This window comes from Cupriavidus sp. GW823-FHT06D04, assembly GCF_058795055.1.
In genome coordinates this window covers 93,962-110,948 of the sequence record NZ_JBXAHL010000017.1, presented here as the reverse complement: position 1 = coordinate 110,948, position 16,987 = coordinate 93,962, and the positions used below count along the sequence as shown (strand labels likewise).

Here is a 16,987-nt window from a genome sequence, read left to right as displayed (position 1 = left end):
GGCGGGCTCAGCCGGCTACGCCCCGTACCCCGCGCCCTTCCATTCGATAAAACACAAGCCATGCCCGAACGGGTCTGACAGCGTTGCCTGCCGCCCCCAGTCAAAGTCCTGCGGCCAGTCCTCGATCTCGGCGCCGGCTTCCAGCGCGCGTTCGATGGCCTGTTCCAGGTTGGCGACGACAAAGTCGAGGTGGACCGGGGTCCAGTGGCGGCGGTAGTCGCGCCGGGTGTCGGCGCGGGTGGTGGGGCGGGTGCCGGCGGGCTTGGCGAGCAGGTAGATCGGAGTATTGCCGCCCAGCATTTCGGCGACGGTGCCGTCGAACAGCTTGCGGTTCAGCGTCAGGCCAAGCCCCTGCGCGTAGAAGTCGATGCCGCGCGGCAGATCGTCGACATCGATATTGATCAGCAACTCCATGACAGCCTCCTGGCGGCGTTCCGTGTGAGAGCGGCCGCATTGTGCGCCGGGTCTCCTGACACCTGCTGTCAGGAGTGATGTTTCAGCCGGCCGCAGGCAGGTGTCAGGAACGGCGCGCTAGGCGCGCAGCATCTGCCGCACGACCGGGCGCAGCGCGTCGCCGAGTGCGAGGTGCGCGTCGGCATCCAGGTGCACGCCGTCGACCTCGCTGCTCTGGATCACGGTGCCGGCGTCGAACAGCGGACAGCCCAATTGCGTGCAGACCTCGGCCACGGCTTGCGGCAGGCCCGTCCACTTATGCTCGCCGCCGGCAAACTTGGGCGCCAGCGGGCCGCGCGGGGTGCGGATCGGGGGTGGGGTGACGACCAGCACCGGCGGCACCGGCATGCCAGGCTCGATCGGCGCGCTACGGATGGCCTGCACCAGAGTGGCGATGCCCTGGGCGGCGTGCCAGGCGTTGTGCGGGTGCATCGACTGGAAATCGTTGTTGCCCAGCATCAGGACCACCAGTGCCAGCGGCGAGTGGATTTCAATGCGCTGCGCCAGCCCCTGCAGGCCGTTGCGGCCGGGTTTGAAGGGATCGTCCCAGACCGTGCGGCGGCCGTTCAGGCAGTCTTCGATGATGCGCACCGGGGCGCCGCCTTCGGCGTTCAAGCCCAGCTCCAGCCGGCCGGGCCAGCGCACCGGGAACGGCAGGCGCCGGCGCGTGCCGGGCACGATGCCCCATGACAGCGAGTCGGCGTAGACAAGGATCTGCAGGGGATCGGTTTCGGCCAGCGGCGCAGCGCTCATGCGGGACTCCAGTTGGCGTGGATATTGGTCGATAAAGGGCAATGGCTCGTGTCAAGCCATGTTGCACCGCGCAGACAAAAAGGTCTCCCGAACACGCGGAGACTTCATAATATCGAATCATTGCAGACAGGGAGAATGAAGTTGCGTTTCGAGCACTTGGTTGAGATCAACGATCCGGGCAATCCTCAACTGGATCTGCTGACGCCTGACCAGCTGTGGCAAGGGCTGGTGCTGCGCGCCGAGTCGCCCGAACTCTTCGTGCTGGGGCTGGACCGCGCCGAGGTAGTCGGCCGCGGCGACAACTGGATCGATCGCGTGCTGCATTTTGGCGAGGCGTCGATCCAGGATCATGTGGTATTCGAGCCGCGCCGGCAGGTGCGCTATGAAACCGCGGCTACGGCCGAGCATGCCGGCGGCACGCTGACCATGGCGATCGAGACCCCGGGCCCGGGCGCGCTGCTGCTGCGCTTTGTCTACAACACCACCATGCCGGCGGTCGACGCCAGCGGCGATGACCGCTACGCCGAGATCGTCAAATCCGCCTACCACGAGGCCGATATCGACACCGTGCGCAAGATCCGCGAGATCGCTGACACCGGACGGCTGGGGTGAGCGAGGGCTCCGCCACGCCGGAGGGTTCCGGCCAGCGGCCGGGTCTGCCGACCCGGCTGGCGCTGCGTGAGCGCTACGGCGAGCGGCTGCGCTGGCTGGTGCTGGTGACGCTGATGCTGGGCACGATCTCGTCGATCGTCTCGTCCACCATCATCAACGTAGCGATTCCGGACCTGAGCCGGCACTTCGTGCTGGGGCAGGAGCGCGCGCAATGGGTGGCGGCCAGCTTCATGATCGCGATGACGTTGTCGATGCTGCTGACGCCCTGGCTGCTGAATCGCTACGGGCTGCGCCGCACCTTCCTGGGGGCCTCGCTGCTGCTGGGCGCGGGCGGGTTCTTCGGCGGCTTTTCACCGACCTACGGCGTGATGATCGCGATGCGCGTGGCCGAAGGCATCGCCGCGGGCATCATGCAGCCGCTGCCCAATATCCTGATCCTGCGCGTCTTCGAAGAGCGTGAGCAGGGCAAGGCGATCAGCATGTTCGGCTTTGGCGTGGTGCTGGCGCCGGCGCTGGGGCCCAGCCTGGGTGGTTTCCTGGTCGAGGCCTTCGGCTGGCGCTCGATCTTCTTCGTGGTGGTGCCGCTGACGCTGATTGGCGTGCTGATGGCGCGGCGCTTCATGGCGGTGGACTCGATCATGATGGGCGAGCGCCAGCCGCTGGACTGGCGCGGGCTGGGCCTGGCCGGCATTGCCACGGTCAGCCTGCTCAACGGCGTGGTCGAGATGCGCGACAGCGTGCCCGCAGGCCTGGCGCTGTCGGGCTTCGGCGTGCTGATGCTGGCGGCGTTCGTGCTATGGCAGCTGCGCGCGGCGCATCCGCTGATGAACCTGCGGCTCTACAGCTACCGGCAGTTCGCGGCCGGGGCGGTGGTGGCCTTTATCTACGGCGCGGGGCTGTTCGGCTCGACCTACCTGCTGCCGATCTATATGCAGATGGCGCTGGAATACACGCCGTCGCGCGCGGGCCTGGTGCTGTTCCCGGCGGGCGTGGTGCTGGCGCTGACGATTGCCGTATCGGGGCGCTTCACCCACAAGATCGCGCCGCATGTCCAGGTGTCGTTCGGGCTGGCGCTGCTGTCGCTGTCGTTCCTGCTGATGGCGCTGGGCTCGCGCGCCACGCCTTATCTGGTGCTGGTGGCACTGGCGGTGCTGGGGCGGATCGGGCTGGGCTGCATCCTGCCGTCGCTGACGCTGGGGGCAATGCGGGGGGTGGACTTCACGCTGATCGCGCAGGGCTCGAGCTGCATCAACTTCCTGCGCCAGCTGGGCGGCGCCATCGGCGTGAGCCTGGCCGGCGTGGGGCTGCAATGGCGGCTGGCGGAGCACGGCGCGGTGCTGGGCCAGGCCGGCGACGCCGCCGTGCAGGCGGCGCGCATCCGGGCCTTCGATGAAACCTTCCTGGCGGTGGGTGTCGTGATCGCCAGCGCGATGTTCGCGGCGTGGCGGATCCGGCCGCGGCCGGTGCCGGCGGCCTGAAGCCGCCGGGCCTGGCTGCGCCGGCTTAGCTGGCTGCGCCGCTGCGCAGTTCTTCCACCAGCGCGATGTACTGCTCCATCGCCTGTTCGCGCGCGGTGCCGCGCAGGGCTTCCCAGGCTTCAAACTTGTAGCGGCCGACAAAGTCGGTCATGCCGGGCTTGTCGCCGTGGGCATCGCCTTCGCTGCCTTGCTTGAACAGCGCGTACAGGCGCAGCAGGGACATGTTGCTGGGGCGCTCGCTCAATTGCTTGACGTCGATCTGGGCCTGGTCGAAGCGTGCCTGCAGGTCGCTCATGGGGTTCCTCCGTAGGTGCTGTCTGGATTGCGAAAGTTCAGGCCGATGATAGCCGCCCGGCGCCGCCGCGCCGTCCGTATAAAACCGAAGAAGCCCTCGATTCCGGGCGTCACCGGATACAATCGCGCCATGTCCTGGATTCTTGCTGTTGAAACTTCTACAGAGTGGTGCTCGGTCGCGCTCGGACGTGCGGTGCCGGGTGCCGGAGTCGAGTGCCTGGTGCGCCATGAGCACACTGGCGCACGCTCGTCGGCACGCGTGCTGCCGGCTGCCGGCGAACTGCTGGCCGAAGCCGGCATCGCGCTGGCGGACTGTGCTGCGATTGCCTTTGGCGCCGGCCCGGGCTCGTTCACCGGCCTGCGCACCGCCTGCGGCGTGGCACAGGGGCTGGCCTTCGGCGCCGGGCTGCCGGTGGTTCCGGTCAATACCCTGATGACCTGCGCCGAGCGCGCGCGGGCCGCCACCCCGGCGCTGCCGGACGATACCGCGGTGCTGGTGGCGCTGGACGCGCGCATGGATGAAGCCTATTCCGCTGCTTTCCGCTGGCATGCCAGCGCGCGGGAATGGGCGGAAGTTACGCCGATGCAGGTCAGCGCGCCGGAAACCGTGCCGCTGCCCGACGGCGAATTCTGGCTGGCCGGCAACGCAGCCACCGTCTTCGGCGAGCGGCTGGCGGGCCTGGCGCGCGCCGCGCGCGTGCTGCCGGAGGCGATGCCCCATGCGCAGCCGATGGTCGCGATTGCACTGCGCGCACTGGCGCGCGGCGAGGCCATCGACGCTGACCAGGCCATGCCGATCTACCTGCGCGACAAGGTCGCCCAGACCATCGCCGAACGCGAAGCCGTCGCTGCCGCCCGTGCCGCGGCCCAGGCCGGGAGCGCATCGTGAGTGCAGCCTATCCGCTCGATCACCGCAACGACTGGCCGGCCGTGCCCGCCATGCCGGCGCTGCCGGTCGGCTGGGCGCTGGGCCGCATGAGCGCGCTCGACCTGGAGGCCGTGGCAGGTATCGAGGCGCGTGCCTACAGCCATCCGTGGACCCGCGGCAATTTCGAGAACTCGGTCAAGTCCGGGCATCTCGGCCTGACGCTGCGCGACCCGGTGGGCTCGCTGGTGGCCTACGCCGTGCTGATGCCGGTGGTCGATGAAATGCACCTGCTCAATATCACCGTCGAGCCGCAGCGCCAGCGCCAGGGGCTGGGGCGGCTGATGCTGGCGGTGGTGCTGGCCACCGCGCACGCGCACCGCATCCATACCATGCTGCTGGAAGTGCGGCCGTCCAATACCGGGGCGATCGCGCTGTACCAGGCGGCGGGGTTTGCCGAGATCGGGCGCCGCAAGGGCTATTACCCGGCCCTGGGCAGCAAGCGCGAGGACGCGCTGGTGCTGCGCCGCAACTGGCCGGCGGAGGCCGCCGCCAATGAAGGCACGGAGGGCAGGGCATGAGCCGCCGCGCACAGTTCCTGGAAGTCCTGGGCATCCCGACCGAATGGGTGCCGCGCGAGCGCGCGGATGCGCAGGCAGACGCCGCGCCGGAGGCGGCCGTGGCGCAGGCAGCGATGGCTGTTGCCGAGGCGCCTGTGGCCGAGTTTGCCGCAGTGGTTGCGGAACCCGCCATGCCGGTGCCGGCGCCGGTGGCGCCGCCTGTCTCCCGGACACCGGTTGCGCCTGCCCTGGTCCCCGCCGGTCCGGAACCCGGCTCGGCGCAAGCGGGGCGCGAAGCTGCCATCGCCAGCATGGAATGGCCGGCGCTGGACGCCGCCGTGGCAAGCTGCACCGCCTGCGGCCTGTGCCAGAACCGCACCAATACCGTATTCGGGGTGGGCGACCGCCAGGCCGAATGGATGCTGGTGGGCGAAGCCCCCGGCGAGAACGAAGACCTGCAGGGCGAGCCCTTCGTCGGCCAGGCCGGCAAGCTGCTCGACAATATGCTCGGCTCGCTCGGGCTGGCGCGCGGGCACAATGTGTTTATCGCCAACGTGCTCAAGTGCCGCCCGCCCGGCAACCGCAACCCGGAGCCCGAAGAGGTGGCGCAGTGCGAGCCGTTCCTGCGCCGCCAGATCGCGCTGGTGAAGCCCAGGGTGATCGTCGTGCTGGGCCGCTTTGCGGCGCAGTCGCTGCTGCGCACTACCACGCCGATCGGCAAGCTGCGCGGCACCGTACATAGCTATGAAGGCATCCCCGTGGTGGTGACCTACCATCCGGCTTACCTGCTGCGCACCCTGACCGACAAGGCGCGCGCCTGGGAAGACCTGTGCCTGGCCAGGGAGGTTCATGACCGTGCGGGAGCTGGGGCCTGATCTCTCCCTGACCCGCGGCGGCGACGGCAACAGGCCGTCGGGCCCGCCGCTGTGGCGCCGCGCCGCGTCGGCGCGCACGCGCGACCTGGCCTGGACCACGCTCTCGCCGCCGTTGCTGGCGGCGGTGCCGGGCGCGGCCCCGGCACGCTGGCCTGCCGGCACACTGGCCGCCTGGCAGCACTGGCTGGAAGCCGCGGACCCCGCCACGCTGCCCGCCACCATCGACGAACTGGCCGACGGCCACGCCGCCCCCTCCGCCGACGACCCCGACCAGGACCCCGCCAGCCGCAGCCTGCGGCTGGGCCGCCATGCCGAGCGGCTGCTGCATTTCGCGCTGCGCCATATGCAGGGGCTGTCGCTGCTGGCTGCCAACGTGCCGGTGCGGCGCGCAGGGCGACAGGGTATCCGCACGCTGGGCGAGCTGGACTTTATCTGGCGCGAGCAGGCGTCGGGCGCGGTGGTCCACTGGGAGATGGCGGCCAAGTTCTACCTGATGGCGCCTGGCGTCAGCCAGGTGCCGCGGGCGCAGGATTTCGTCGGCCCGAACCTGGTCGACCGCCTTGGCGACAAGCTGGGCCACATCGTGCACCGCCAGCTCCCGCTGGGCTGCACCGCGGAGGCACAGGCCCTGCTGGGACATACGGTGGACCGCAGCGAGGTCTACCTGCTGGGGTGGCTGTTCTATCGCGATGGCCGGGTGCCGCCGGGGCTGGATGCGCTGGGCATCGCGCCAGACCATCTGCACGGCTGGTGGTCCACGCTCGACGGCTGGGCCGCCCGCGCAGCCGCGCGGCCTGGCTTGCGCTGGTGCCGCCTGCCGCGTACCGGGTGGTTATCGGGCGCGCTGGTGCCCGAAGCCGGCACGGAAGATGTCGGCGCACTGCATGCGATGCTGGCGCAGCGCTTTGCCGACCCGCGCCATGATCACGGCTGGCGGCGCGAATCGCCGGTGATGTTGTGTGAACTGGAGCCGGCCGGGCCAGAGGCGCCGGGCTGGTGGCGCGAATTCTCGCGCGGGTTCGTGGTGCCGCCGGGGTGGGAAGAGCGTGCGCTGGCACGGGCGGCGGAGCCGTCCAGGCCAGGGCAGCAGGCCGCGCCGGGCGACACGGCCTGAGCCACTCGCGCCGGCTGCAGGCAGATGGACGCGGGAGAGACCCTAGTGGTGCTTGTCCTCGCCGATCATCGCCAGCGAGTTGAAGGTGCGAACGTTGTACTTGTGCAGCTTGAGCACCAGCGCCATGGTCACGCAGATAAACAGGCCCAGCGCGATGATGACCACGCCGATCGGCACGTTCAGCTTGATCAGCAGCGCATACAGGCACAGCATCAGCAGCACCGAAACGTTCTCATTGAAGTTCTGCACCGCGATGGAGTGGCCGGCCGACAGCAGCACGTGCCCGCGGTGCTGCAGCAGCGCGTTCATCGGCACCACGAAGTAGCCCGACATGGCGCCCACCACCATCAGGAACACATAGGCGATGGCCATGTACAGCGGCATATGCATGCCCAGCACGTCCAGCGTGACATGGGGCATCGCATCCTTGGTGTAGAACGCCATGATCATCACGGTGGCGCCCATGGCCACGCCAAAGGGCAGCACCGACAGCGACTTGCGCAGCGGGATGCGCGCCGCGGCCAGGATCGCGCCCACGGCCACGCCCACGGCCACCACGGCCTGCAGCAGCGCGCCCTGGGACAGGTTCAGTCCCAGCGACTTCTCGGCCCACTTCAGCACGATGAACTGCAGCGTGGCGCCCACGCCCCAGAACAGCGTGGTCACCGCCAGCGAGATCTGGCCCAGCTTGTCGCGCCACAGCGCCACGAAGCAGTCGCCGAACTCTGCGATCAGCCTGATCGGGTTCTTTTCCTGCGCCGGATAGCGGGCGCCGGTATCGGGGATAAACAGGTTGAAGATCGAGGCGACCACGTAGAACAGCATGATCACCACCATCGCGGCTTCGGCCGGGGTGTCGATGCCGGTGTTGATGAGGGGGACGTCAAAGCGCAGCAGGAGGCTGGAGATATGCACCGAGATCAGCGCGCCACCCACCACGGTGCCCAGGATGATCGAACCCACCGTCAGCCCCTCGATCCAGCCATTGGCCATCACCAGTTTCTCTGGCGGCAGCAGTTCGGTCAGGATGCCGTACTTGGCCGGCGAGTACGCGGCCGCGCCGAATCCCACCACGCCATACGCCAGCAACGGGTGCAGCCCGAACATCATGATGGCGCAGCCGACCACCTTGATGGCGTTGGTGATGAGCATCACCCGCCCCTTGGGCATGGAGTCGGCAAAGGCGCCGACGAAGGCGGCGAGGACGACGTAGGAAAGGACGAAGAACAGCTTGAGCAGCGGGGTCATCCACTGCGGGGAATGCAATTCGGTGAGAAGGGCGATCGCGGCGATCAGTAAGGCGTTGTCGGCCAGCGAAGAAAAAAACTGCGCGGCCATGATGGTGTAAAAACCCTTCTTCATGCTGTCGACTTTTTCTCCATCGCGAACTCTGCTCAGGCTGGGCAGGCTAGCGCCCACCGGGGAGGCCATGGTTTGCAGGGAACCTTGTGCCGCGGCCGTGTCGAATTGTGTCTGAGGTGCTGCGCTGCGGCGTCTTGAGGCTTGCCTGACAGTCATTGACATAATGCTTCGCTTTTAGAACATGGCCGGAGCGTCCGGCTTTATATCACGAAAACATGACATTCCCGAACCCCGGCAAGGGCTCTTTTTGACAGCGGATTGCCGTGCCGATTCCCCAATGACCCCCGGCAACGGCATCCGAATGTGTTCAAATAACGACTGCGATCGCGACCAGCCGACCGGGTCTTCCCTGATCTGGTGCGTGGTCGAACCGATATGGTGACTGGGATACAAGGGCGTGCCAATTCCGCACATTCCCGCATGCCAGTCGCCGCAACATGCTGCTGTACACCGACAGGTGACGTTTGCGCCATCGATACTGAGACAGAGCCGTCCTTCCAGCGCCCGCGCCGGCCGCCCATCCCGCCGGCGCCGCCTGCTTGCTCGTCCGCTTCCTGAGATGTGACTCCCATGCCAAGACCCATCCACGCTGTCATCCATCAACCCGCCCTGGCCAACAATCTCGACATCATCCGCCGCAAGGCGCCGGATTCGCGCATCTGGGCGGTGGTCAAGGCCAATGCCTACGGCCACGGCATCCGCCGCGTCTTTGCTGCGCTGCGGGGTGCCGACGGCTTCGGCCTGCTGGACCTGAACGAGGCCGTGCTGCTGCGTGACCTTGGCTGGCAGGGCCCGATCCTGCTGCTGGAGGGCTTCTTCCAGCCGCAGGATGTTGCCGTCATCGAACAATACCGCCTGACCACCGCGATCCATTGCGACGAGCAGCTGCGCATGTTGGAAAGCGCACGCGCCAAGGGGCCGCTGGCCATCCAGCTCAAGCTCAACACCGGCATGAACCGGCTCGGCTTCCATCCGGCGGATTACCGTACCGCCTGGGAGCGCGCCCGTGCCATGCCCTGTGTAGGCAGTATCGTCCATATGACGCATTTTTCCGATGCGGATAGTGCCCGAGGCGTCGCCCACCAAATCGAGGCGTTCGATGCCGCCACGGCCAACCTGCCGGGCGAGGCCAGCCTGTCGAACTCGGCCGCGGTGCTGTGGCACCCGCAGGCGCACCGCGCCTGGGTGCGCCCCGGCATCATCCTGTACGGCGCCTCGCCGACCGGGCGCGATGCCGATATTGCCGGCACCGGCCTGCAGCCCGCCATGTCGCTGCACAGCGAACTGATCTCGGTGCAGGACCTGCAGCCGGGCGATACCGTCGGCTACGGCTCCTTGTTCACCGCCGAGCGGCCGATGCGCATCGGCGTGGTGGCGTGCGGCTATGCCGACGGCTACCCGCGCCACGCGTCGGGCTGGGGCGAGCAACGTGCGCCGGTGCTGGTCGATGGCGTGCGCACCGAACTGGTCGGGCGCGTGTCGATGGACATGCTGTGCGTGGACCTGACCCCGTGCCCGAAGGCCAAGGTCGGCAGCCCGGTCACGCTGTGGGGCCAGGGCCTGCCGATCGACGAGGTGGCGCAGGCCAGCGGCACGGTCGGCTACGAGCTGATGTGCGCGCTCGCGCCGCGCGTGCCGACCTCGGTGGCGACGATCACGGCTTCGGACAGCGCCGCGCCTGCCGTGGCCTGATCCGGGGCGTTGGTGCGGGCGCAGGCCCGCGCACTTACCATCTGCCGGCCGGGCCACTTGTGGGCCCGGCTCGTTTTTTCCTGCAAGGACATCCGTTGGCCAAGACCAAGACTGTCTATACGTGTACTGAATGCGGCGGCACCACGCCGCGCTGGGCCGGCCAGTGCCCGCATTGCCAGCAGTGGAACACGCTGGTTGAGACGGTGGCCGAGTCCGCCGCGAACAAGCGCTTCCAGCCGCTGGCCGCCTCGGCCACGGTGCGCAAGCTGTCGGAGATCGATGCCGCTGACGTGCCGCGCTTCTCCAGCGGCATCGATGAATTCGACCGCGTGCTGGGCGGCGGCCTGGTGTCGGGCGGGGTGGTGCTGATCGGCGGCGATCCCGGCATCGGCAAGTCCACGCTGCTGCTGCAGGCCCTGGCCAACCTTGCGGGCCAGCGCCGCGTGCTCTATGTCAGCGGCGAAGAATCCGGTGCGCAGATCGCGCTGCGCGCGCAGCGGCTGGGCGTGGAAAGCCCGTCGCTGGGGTTGCTTGCCGAAATCCAGCTGGAGAAGATCCAGGCCACGCTGGAAGTGGAAAAGCCCGAAGTCGCGGTAATCGACTCGATCCAGACGCTGTACTCCGAGGCGCTGACCTCCGCACCGGGCTCGGTCGCGCAGGTACGCGAATGCGCGGCGCAGCTGACGCGCATTGCCAAGAGCAGCGGCATCACCATCATCCTGGTCGGCCATGTGACCAAGGAAGGCAGCCTGGCGGGTCCGCGCGTGCTGGAGCATATCGTCGATACGGTGCTGTATTTCGAGGGCGATACCCACTCGTCGCACCGGCTGATCCGCGCCTTCAAGAACCGCTTCGGCGCGGTCAATGAGCTGGGCGTGTTTGCCATGACCGAGCGCGGCCTGCGCGGCATCAGCAATCCGTCGGCGCTGTTCCTGTCGCAGCACGAAGAGACCGTGCCGGGCTCGTGCGTGCTGGTGACGCAGGAGGGCACGCGTCCGCTGCTGGTTGAGATCCAGGCGCTGGTCGATACCGCCCATGTACCCAACCCGCGCCGGCTGGCGGTGGGCCTTGAGCAGAACCGGCTGGCGCTGCTGCTGGCGGTGCTGCACCGGCACGCGGGCATTGCCTGCTTTGACCAGGACGTGTTCCTGAACGCGGTGGGCGGGGTCAAGATCACCGAGCCCGCCGCCGACCTCGCGGTGCTGCTGTCGATCCATTCATCGATGCGCAACAAGCCGCTGCCGCGCGGCCTGGTGGTGTTCGGCGAAGTCGGCCTGGCCGGCGAGATCCGCCCCAGCCCGCGCGGGCAGGAGCGCCTGAAGGAAGCCGCCAAGCTGGGCTTTACGATCGCCGTGATTCCCAAGGCGAACGCGCCCAAACAGAAGATCGACGGGCTCGAAGTGATCGCGGTGGAACGCATCGAGCAGGCCATCGACCGCGTGCGCCATCTGGACTGAGTATGGACGACGGCATCGCCTTCGAGACCGAACGCCTGCGGCTGCGCCAGTGGCGCGAGGCGGACTATGCGCCGTTTGCCGCGCTCAATGCCGATGCGCAGGTGATGCGCTATTTCCCTGCGCCGCTGACGCGTGTTGAAAGCGATGCGATGGCCGACCACTGCCGCAGCCTGATCGCAGCGAAGGGATGGGGCGTCTGGGTAGCGGAGCGCAAGGCGGACGGTGTTTTCCTGGGGTTTGTCGGACTGCACGAGCCCACCGCGGCGCTGCCGTTCGCGCCTTGCGTGGAGATCGCCTGGCGCTTGGCGCGGCACGCTTGGGGCAGCGGCTACGCGACCGAGGCGGCACGCGGCGCGCTTGCCTGGGGCTTTGAGCGGCTGGGGCTGGATGAAATCGTGTCCTTCACGACACTCGCCAATTCACGCTCGCGGGCGGTCATGGAAAGGCTCGGCATGCGCGAGGATGCCGTGGGCTTTGAGCATCCCGCATTGCCGCCAGGGCATCCGTTGCGGCCCCATTGCCTGTACCGTTTGCCGCGCACGGCGTGGCAGGCAGCCGGCGGGTAGCACCCCTGCGTCAATCCGCCACAGGGCAGGGGGCTTGCGCTGCGTGTGACGCCAACTGCAGGCGCTGCAAAATAGGTAATAATGCGCAGCAATGCCGCGCCATCCACTGACGGCACCGATTATCGGAACACCTGATCGCCAACCATGCAAGCCAACTCCCGCGCCTACTTCCTGCTGATCGCCCTCGTTTCCTTCGGCCTGGTCGGCGTTGCGCTCTACCTGCAGTTTGAAAAGGGCTACCAGCCCTGTCCGCTCTGCGTGATGCAGCGCTTCGCCTTTATCGGCATCGGCATCTTCTCGCTGCTGGCCGCGGTGGCGCAGAACACGCGCTCGCTGTGGCAGGGCCTGGGCATGCTCTCCGGCATCGCCGGCATTGCGGTGGCGGTCTACCACGTGTCGCTGCTGCTCAATCCCAAGGCCAGTTGCGGCATCGACCCGCTGGAAAACTGGGTCAACGCGCTGCCGACTGCCAAGGCGCTGCCTCAGGTGTTCTACGCCGATGGCCTGTGCACCGCGCCGCTGCCGCCGGTGCTGGGGCTGTCGGTGCCGGCATGGTCGCTGATCTGGCTGTTTATCCTGACGCTGACACTGGCGGTGGGGTTGATCCGGCGCGAGAAGAATTTCCGCTGAGTCGGGAGCAAGCCATCGACATAAGAAACGGCGCCATTGGCGCCGTTTCTTGTTTGCGGTGGTGCGAGGGAGGGGACTCGAACCAGATTACGCAATCTGCTCGATCTGCTCCTGCAACTCCAGCCACTTCTCCTCAAGCGTCTCCAGCTCGCCATTGACCTCGCCCTGGCGCTTGAGCATCTCCATCAGCTTCGTCTTGTTGGCTTCGGCATAGCTGCTTTCATCGGCCATGAACTGGTCGATCTCCTCCTTGGCGGTTTGCAGCACCGCCATGCGCTTTTCCACCTTTTCCAGTTCCTTCGTCAACGGCTTGCGCAGTGCTGACAGCCGCTGGCGCTCGTCGGCCTCCGCGCGGCGCTGGTCCTTGCGGTTGACCGCCGCCGCGGCATCGCCGGCGTTCTCTGCCAGGTGCGCGGCGGTGGCGGCATTGCGCTTGGCCGCGGCCTGTTGCAGCAACCAGTCGCGGTAGTCGTCCAGGTCGCCGTCGAACGGCTTGATGGTGCCGTCGGCCACCAGCATGAACTGGTCGGCGGTGGCGCGCAGCAGGTGGCGGTCGTGCGAGACCAGGATCAGCGTGCCTTCGAACTGCGCCAGCGCCATGGTCAGCGCCTCGCGGGTATCGAGGTCCAGGTGGTTGGTCGGTTCGTCCAGCAGCAGCAGGTTGGGCTTCTGCCAGACGATCAGCGCCAGGGCCAGCCGCGCCTTCTCGCCGCCCGAGAAGGGCTCGATCGGCGCGGTGGCCATGTCGCCGCGGAAGTTGAAGCTGCCGAGGAAGTCGCGCAGCTCCTGCTCGCGGGTGTCGGGCGCCAGGCGTGCCAGGTGCTGCAGCGGCGAGTCGTGGTCGCGCAGTGTCTCCAGCTGGTGCTGGGCGAAGTAGCCGATCTGCAGGCCCTTGCCCAGGCGCAGCTTGCCCGTGAGCGGGTCCTGCGTGCCGGCCAGGGTCTTGACCAGCGTGGACTTGCCCTGGCCGTTGGCGCCCAAGAGGCCGATGCGCTGGCCGTTCTGGATCGACAGCGCCAGCTTGTGCAGGATGGTGACGGGCGGCTCGGCCTCGGCATATCCGCAGTCGACGCCGTCGAGCACCATCATCGGGTTGGGCGCGGCGTCGGGTTCGCGGAACTCGAAGGCGAAGCCGGCGGCCACGTGCACCGGCGCCAGCCGCTCCATCTTTTCCAGCGCCTTGACGCGGCTCTGTGCCTGGCGCGCCTTGGTCGCCTTGGCCTTGAAGCGCGTGATGAACGATTCCAGGTGCGCGATTTCCTTCTGCTGGCGCACGTAGGCGGACTGCTGCTGCGCCATCTGCTGCAGGCGCAGGGTCTCGAACAGCGTGTAGTTGCCGCCATAGCGGCGCAGTTGCTGGTTCTCGATATGCACGGTGACGTTGCAGATCGCGTCGAGGAATTCGCGGTCGTGCGAAATCATCACCAGCGTGCCGGGGTAGCGCGCCAGCCAGTCCTCCAGCCAGACGATGGCGTCCAGGTCCAGGTGGTTGGTCGGTTCGTCGAGCAGCAGCAGGTCGGACGGGCACATCAGCGCCTGCGCCAGGTTCAGGCGCATGCGCCATCCGCCGGAGAACGAGGCCACCGGCTGCGACACCTGCGCCAGCGTGAAGCCCAGGCCCAGCAGCAGGGCCTCGGCGCGCGCCGGGGCGGTGTAGCCGTCGGCGTCGGCAAAGGCGGCGTGGGCTTCGCCCTCGGCGCTGCCGTCGCCGCTGGCCTGTGCGGCGGCGATGGCGGCTTCGATCTCGCGCAAACGGGTGTCGCCATCGATCACGTAATCCACGGCGGTGCGGCTGACCGCAGGCGTTTCCTGCGCCACGTGCGCGACGCGCCACTGCGCCGGCACGATGACATCGCCCCCGTCCGGATGCAGTTCACCGCGCAGCAGCGCGAACAGCGTCGACTTGCCGCTGCCGTTGGCGCCGACAAGGCCCACGCGCTCGCCCGGGTTGAGCGTCACGCTGGTGTGGTCGAACAGCACCTTGGTGCCGCGCTGGAGGACTAGCTGGTCGATTCGGATCACGAGAGGGGGAAATGCCTGAGTGAAAAACAGAAAAAGCGCGGAGAAAGCGGGCAACCGCCGGGTCTGGTGCGCTGGCCGGCATTGTAGCGTTTCCGGTGCGCCGCACGCCGTGGCGGTGCAAAACAGCTCGGCAACGTGCACCGCCAATGTGCCTTCGTGCCTCGGCGATTCAGGGATTACCCTTGGTCTCGCAAAACTCTATTTTCTTGTTCGTGCGTTACGTGTAAATTCATTTTCACGAAAACGGCGCCCATCCGGTGACGTCCAGACCAACCGCTTCCACCATGCCAAAAGGCCATTCGATCTCAGACCGCATTGCGCGCAGCTTGCCGGCGCTGACGCCGGCGCACCGCCGCATGGCGGAATACGTGCTGGCCAATCTGTTCCGCGCGGCAACCATGCGCATCGACGAATTTGCCGCGGCGGTGGAGGTGTCGGTGGCCACGGCCAACCGCTTTGCGCGGGCGCTGGGGTTCGACGGTTATCCGCAGTTCCGGGCCGAGCTGGTGCGCGGCTTCGAAGCCACGCTGGCTCCGGTGGAGCGGCTGCGCAGCGAGCTGGAGCGGCCCGCGACCGCGGCCGAAGTCTTCGCCGCCTCGCTGGAAGATGCCGCGGCCAACGCGGAAGCCACGCGCCGCGGCATCGACCCGGAGGCCTGCGAGCGCGCGGTCTCGGCGATCCTGGCGGCGCAGCGTGTCTACGTGGCCGGTTTCGGCGCCAGCGGTTTCCTGGCGGGCCTGCTGCAGCACGGGCTGGAAATGCACTGCCGCATGGTGACCTCGGTGGCAGGCGCCGGCGGCGCCTCGCATGCGGCGCGGCAGTTGTTCAAGCAGCAGCCAAGCGACCTGCTGATCGTGATTGCCTTCCCGCGCTACGTCACGGACACCATCGAACTGGCCGAGCGGGCCAAGTCGCACGGCGGCCAGGTGCTGGCGCTGACCGACGGGCCGACCTCGCCGCTGGCGCCGCTGGCCGATATCGCGCTCTACGCGCAGGCCGGCAACCGGCTCTCGGCCAACTCCGATGCCACCGTGCTTGCGCTGATCGAGGCGCTGTGCGGCGCGGTGGCGCACCGGGCCGAGCGCCCGGTCAAGGCCGCTGCTGAAATGACTGAATTCCTGCTGCCGTGGCTGTACGGCGCGCCGGCCGCGGAGTCCGCCGGCCGTGCCGCGCCCGGCACCCCGCAGTCCACCGAACTCACGGCTGGCGCCAAGCGCGGCCGATCCTCCAACACCCGCAAGTCCTGAGCATCCACATGCAACCAGCAGTCATTGCCATCCACGGCGGCGCCGGCACCATCACCCGCGCGGCGATGGACGCCGCCCGCGAACGCGAATACATCGAAGCGCTGCAACACGTGCTGCAAGCCGGCCAGCGCGTCCTGGCCGAGGGCGGCAGCGCGCTCGATGCGGTCACCGAGGCGGTGCGCCTGCTGGAAGAATGCCCGCTGTTCAACGCCGGCAAGGGCGCCGTGCTGACCCATGCCGGCACCTATGAGCTTGATGCCGCGGTGATGGACGGTGCCACGCTGGAAGCCGGCGCCGTGGCCTGCGTCACGCGCCTGCGCAACCCGGTGCTGGCCGCGCGCGCCGTGCTGGACCACAGCGAGCACGTGCTCTTTGCCGGCGCCGGCGCCGAGGCATTTGCCGAAGCGCAGGGCCTGGAACTGGTGGCGCCGGACTATTACTTCACGCAGGCTCGCCACGATCAGTGGCAGCGCGCTCGCGGCACCGCAGGCATGGCGCTGCTGGACCACGACGCCGCCGCGCTGGCCGCGCAGGGCAAGGCCAGCGCGGCCGATCCGATCGATCCCGACAGCAAGTTCGGCACCGTCGGCGCGGTCGCATGCGACAGCCGCGGCAACCTGGCTGCTGCCACCTCCACCGGCGGCGTCACCAACAAGCGCGTGGGCCGCGTTGGCGATACGCCGGTGATCGGCGCGGGCTGCTATGCCGATGACGTCGCGGCCGTGTCGGCGACCGGCACCGGCGAAATGTTCATCCGCACCGTGGCCGCGTACGACGTGTCCGCGCAGATGCGCTACGCCGGCCTCTCGCTCGAGGATTCGGCCCGGCGCGTGGTGATGGAAAAACTGCGCGCCATCAACGGCCGCGGCGGCCTGATCGCGGTGGACCGCGCCGGCAACGTCACGCTGCCGTTCAACACCGAAGGCATGTATCGCGGTTTCGCCCGGGTGGGCGAGGCGGTGAACGTGTCGATCTACGGCTGACCTGCACCGCACCTGCAAGTCCGA

Annotated in this window: 17 protein-coding genes; 12 read left to right on the top strand and 5 right to left on the bottom strand. The window is 68.1% G+C overall.

Annotation, left to right across the window (positions count from 1 at the left end):
* Positions 1-15 precede the first annotated feature (15 nt).
* Together AC1Q7H_RS21315 and AC1Q7H_RS21310 are read right to left on the bottom strand one after the other, a co-directional pair.
* Entirely contained in the window at positions 16-414 is a 399-nt protein-coding gene (locus AC1Q7H_RS21315; protein WP_013957015.1) for a VOC family protein, read from the bottom strand.
* 117 nt (positions 415-531) lie between these two features.
* On the bottom strand, positions 532-1,206 hold the full coding sequence (locus AC1Q7H_RS21310) for an SGNH/GDSL hydrolase family protein (RefSeq protein ID WP_013957014.1): 675 nt from the start codon (positions 1,204-1,206) through the stop codon (positions 532-534).
* Between the two features lie 135 nt (positions 1,207-1,341).
* Between AC1Q7H_RS21310 and AC1Q7H_RS21305 the strand changes: the two genes are divergently transcribed.
* Positions 1,342-1,818 (top strand): SRPBCC family protein, encoded by a 477-nt coding sequence (locus tag AC1Q7H_RS21305; protein ID WP_211979796.1) that lies wholly within the window; start codon positions 1,342-1,344, stop codon positions 1,816-1,818.
* The gene (locus AC1Q7H_RS21300; protein WP_013957012.1) at positions 1,815-3,296 is read left to right on the top strand and encodes a DHA2 family efflux MFS transporter permease subunit; all 1,482 of its coding nucleotides are present in this window, start codon (positions 1,815-1,817) and stop codon (positions 3,294-3,296) included. Before AC1Q7H_RS21305 ends, AC1Q7H_RS21300 begins: the two co-directional genes overlap by 4 nt.
* A gap of 25 nt (positions 3,297-3,321) precedes the next feature.
* Here AC1Q7H_RS21300 and AC1Q7H_RS21295 read toward each other — a convergent pair whose 3' ends face one another.
* Positions 3,322-3,591 carry an acyl-CoA-binding protein gene (locus tag AC1Q7H_RS21295; protein WP_011615505.1) on the bottom strand — a complete coding sequence of 90 codons (270 nt, stop codon included), beginning with the start codon at positions 3,589-3,591 and terminating at the stop codon, positions 3,322-3,324.
* A gap of 129 nt (positions 3,592-3,720) precedes the next feature.
* Here AC1Q7H_RS21295 and tsaB point away from each other — a divergent pair, with 129 nt between their 5' ends.
* Genes tsaB through AC1Q7H_RS21275 form a run of 4 tightly spaced genes read left to right on the top strand, consistent with a single transcriptional unit; the run spans position 3,721 to position 7,004 of the window.
* The gene (tsaB, locus tag AC1Q7H_RS21290; protein WP_211979795.1) at positions 3,721-4,479 is read left to right on the top strand and encodes a tRNA (adenosine(37)-N6)-threonylcarbamoyltransferase complex dimerization subunit type 1 TsaB; all 759 of its coding nucleotides are present in this window, start codon (positions 3,721-3,723) and stop codon (positions 4,477-4,479) included.
* Entirely contained in the window at positions 4,476-5,036 is a 561-nt protein-coding gene (gene rimI / locus AC1Q7H_RS21285) for a ribosomal protein S18-alanine N-acetyltransferase (RefSeq protein ID WP_211979794.1), read from the top strand. Before tsaB ends, rimI begins: the two co-directional genes overlap by 4 nt.
* Positions 5,033-5,890 carry a uracil-DNA glycosylase gene (locus AC1Q7H_RS21280; protein ID WP_492381690.1) on the top strand — a complete coding sequence of 286 codons (858 nt, stop codon included), beginning with the start codon at positions 5,033-5,035 and terminating at the stop codon, positions 5,888-5,890. The genes rimI and AC1Q7H_RS21280 overlap by 4 nt, the downstream gene beginning before the upstream one ends.
* On the top strand, positions 5,865-7,004 hold the full coding sequence (locus tag AC1Q7H_RS21275; protein ID WP_013957007.1) for a DUF1853 family protein: 1,140 nt from the start codon (positions 5,865-5,867) through the stop codon (positions 7,002-7,004). Before AC1Q7H_RS21280 ends, AC1Q7H_RS21275 begins: the two co-directional genes overlap by 26 nt.
* A 42-nt stretch (positions 7,005-7,046) precedes the next feature.
* On the opposite strand, the gene lplT is transcribed toward AC1Q7H_RS21275, so the two are convergent.
* Positions 7,047-8,366 (bottom strand): lysophospholipid transporter LplT, encoded by a 1,320-nt coding sequence (gene lplT / locus AC1Q7H_RS21270; protein ID WP_041227955.1) that lies wholly within the window; start codon positions 8,364-8,366, stop codon positions 7,047-7,049.
* 570 nt (positions 8,367-8,936) lie between these two features.
* Between lplT and alr the strand changes: the two genes are divergently transcribed.
* From alr to AC1Q7H_RS21250, 4 genes are all read left to right on the top strand, one after another.
* The gene (gene alr, locus AC1Q7H_RS21265; protein ID WP_114130991.1) at positions 8,937-10,058 is read left to right on the top strand and encodes an alanine racemase; all 1,122 of its coding nucleotides are present in this window, start codon (positions 8,937-8,939) and stop codon (positions 10,056-10,058) included.
* 95 nt (positions 10,059-10,153) lie between these two features.
* Complete coding sequence (gene radA / locus AC1Q7H_RS21260) at positions 10,154-11,515, top strand: DNA repair protein RadA (protein WP_010810633.1); 1,362 nt, start codon at positions 10,154-10,156, stop codon at positions 11,513-11,515.
* Between the two features lie 2 nt (positions 11,516-11,517).
* Complete coding sequence (locus AC1Q7H_RS21255; RefSeq protein ID WP_211979792.1) at positions 11,518-12,081, top strand: GNAT family N-acetyltransferase; 564 nt, start codon at positions 11,518-11,520, stop codon at positions 12,079-12,081.
* 144 nt (positions 12,082-12,225) lie between these two features.
* Positions 12,226-12,711, top strand: a complete 486-nt coding sequence (locus tag AC1Q7H_RS21250) for a disulfide bond formation protein B (protein ID WP_010810635.1) — start codon at positions 12,226-12,228, stop codon at positions 12,709-12,711.
* An 87-nt stretch (positions 12,712-12,798) separates the two neighbouring features.
* Here AC1Q7H_RS21250 and AC1Q7H_RS21245 read toward each other — a convergent pair whose 3' ends face one another.
* Positions 12,799-14,733 (bottom strand): ATP-binding cassette domain-containing protein, encoded by a 1,935-nt coding sequence (locus AC1Q7H_RS21245; RefSeq protein ID WP_013957002.1) that lies wholly within the window; start codon positions 14,731-14,733, stop codon positions 12,799-12,801.
* 284 nt (positions 14,734-15,017) lie between these two features.
* Between AC1Q7H_RS21245 and AC1Q7H_RS21240 the strand changes: the two genes are divergently transcribed.
* Together AC1Q7H_RS21240 and AC1Q7H_RS21235 are read left to right on the top strand one after the other, a co-directional pair.
* Positions 15,018-15,980 (top strand): MurR/RpiR family transcriptional regulator, encoded by a 963-nt coding sequence (locus tag AC1Q7H_RS21240; protein WP_013957001.1) that lies wholly within the window; start codon positions 15,018-15,020, stop codon positions 15,978-15,980.
* Positions 15,981-15,988: 8 nt separating this feature from the next.
* Entirely contained in the window at positions 15,989-16,963 is a 975-nt protein-coding gene (locus AC1Q7H_RS21235; RefSeq protein WP_013957000.1) for an isoaspartyl peptidase/L-asparaginase family protein, read from the top strand.
* Positions 16,964-16,987: the final 24 nt, after the last annotated feature.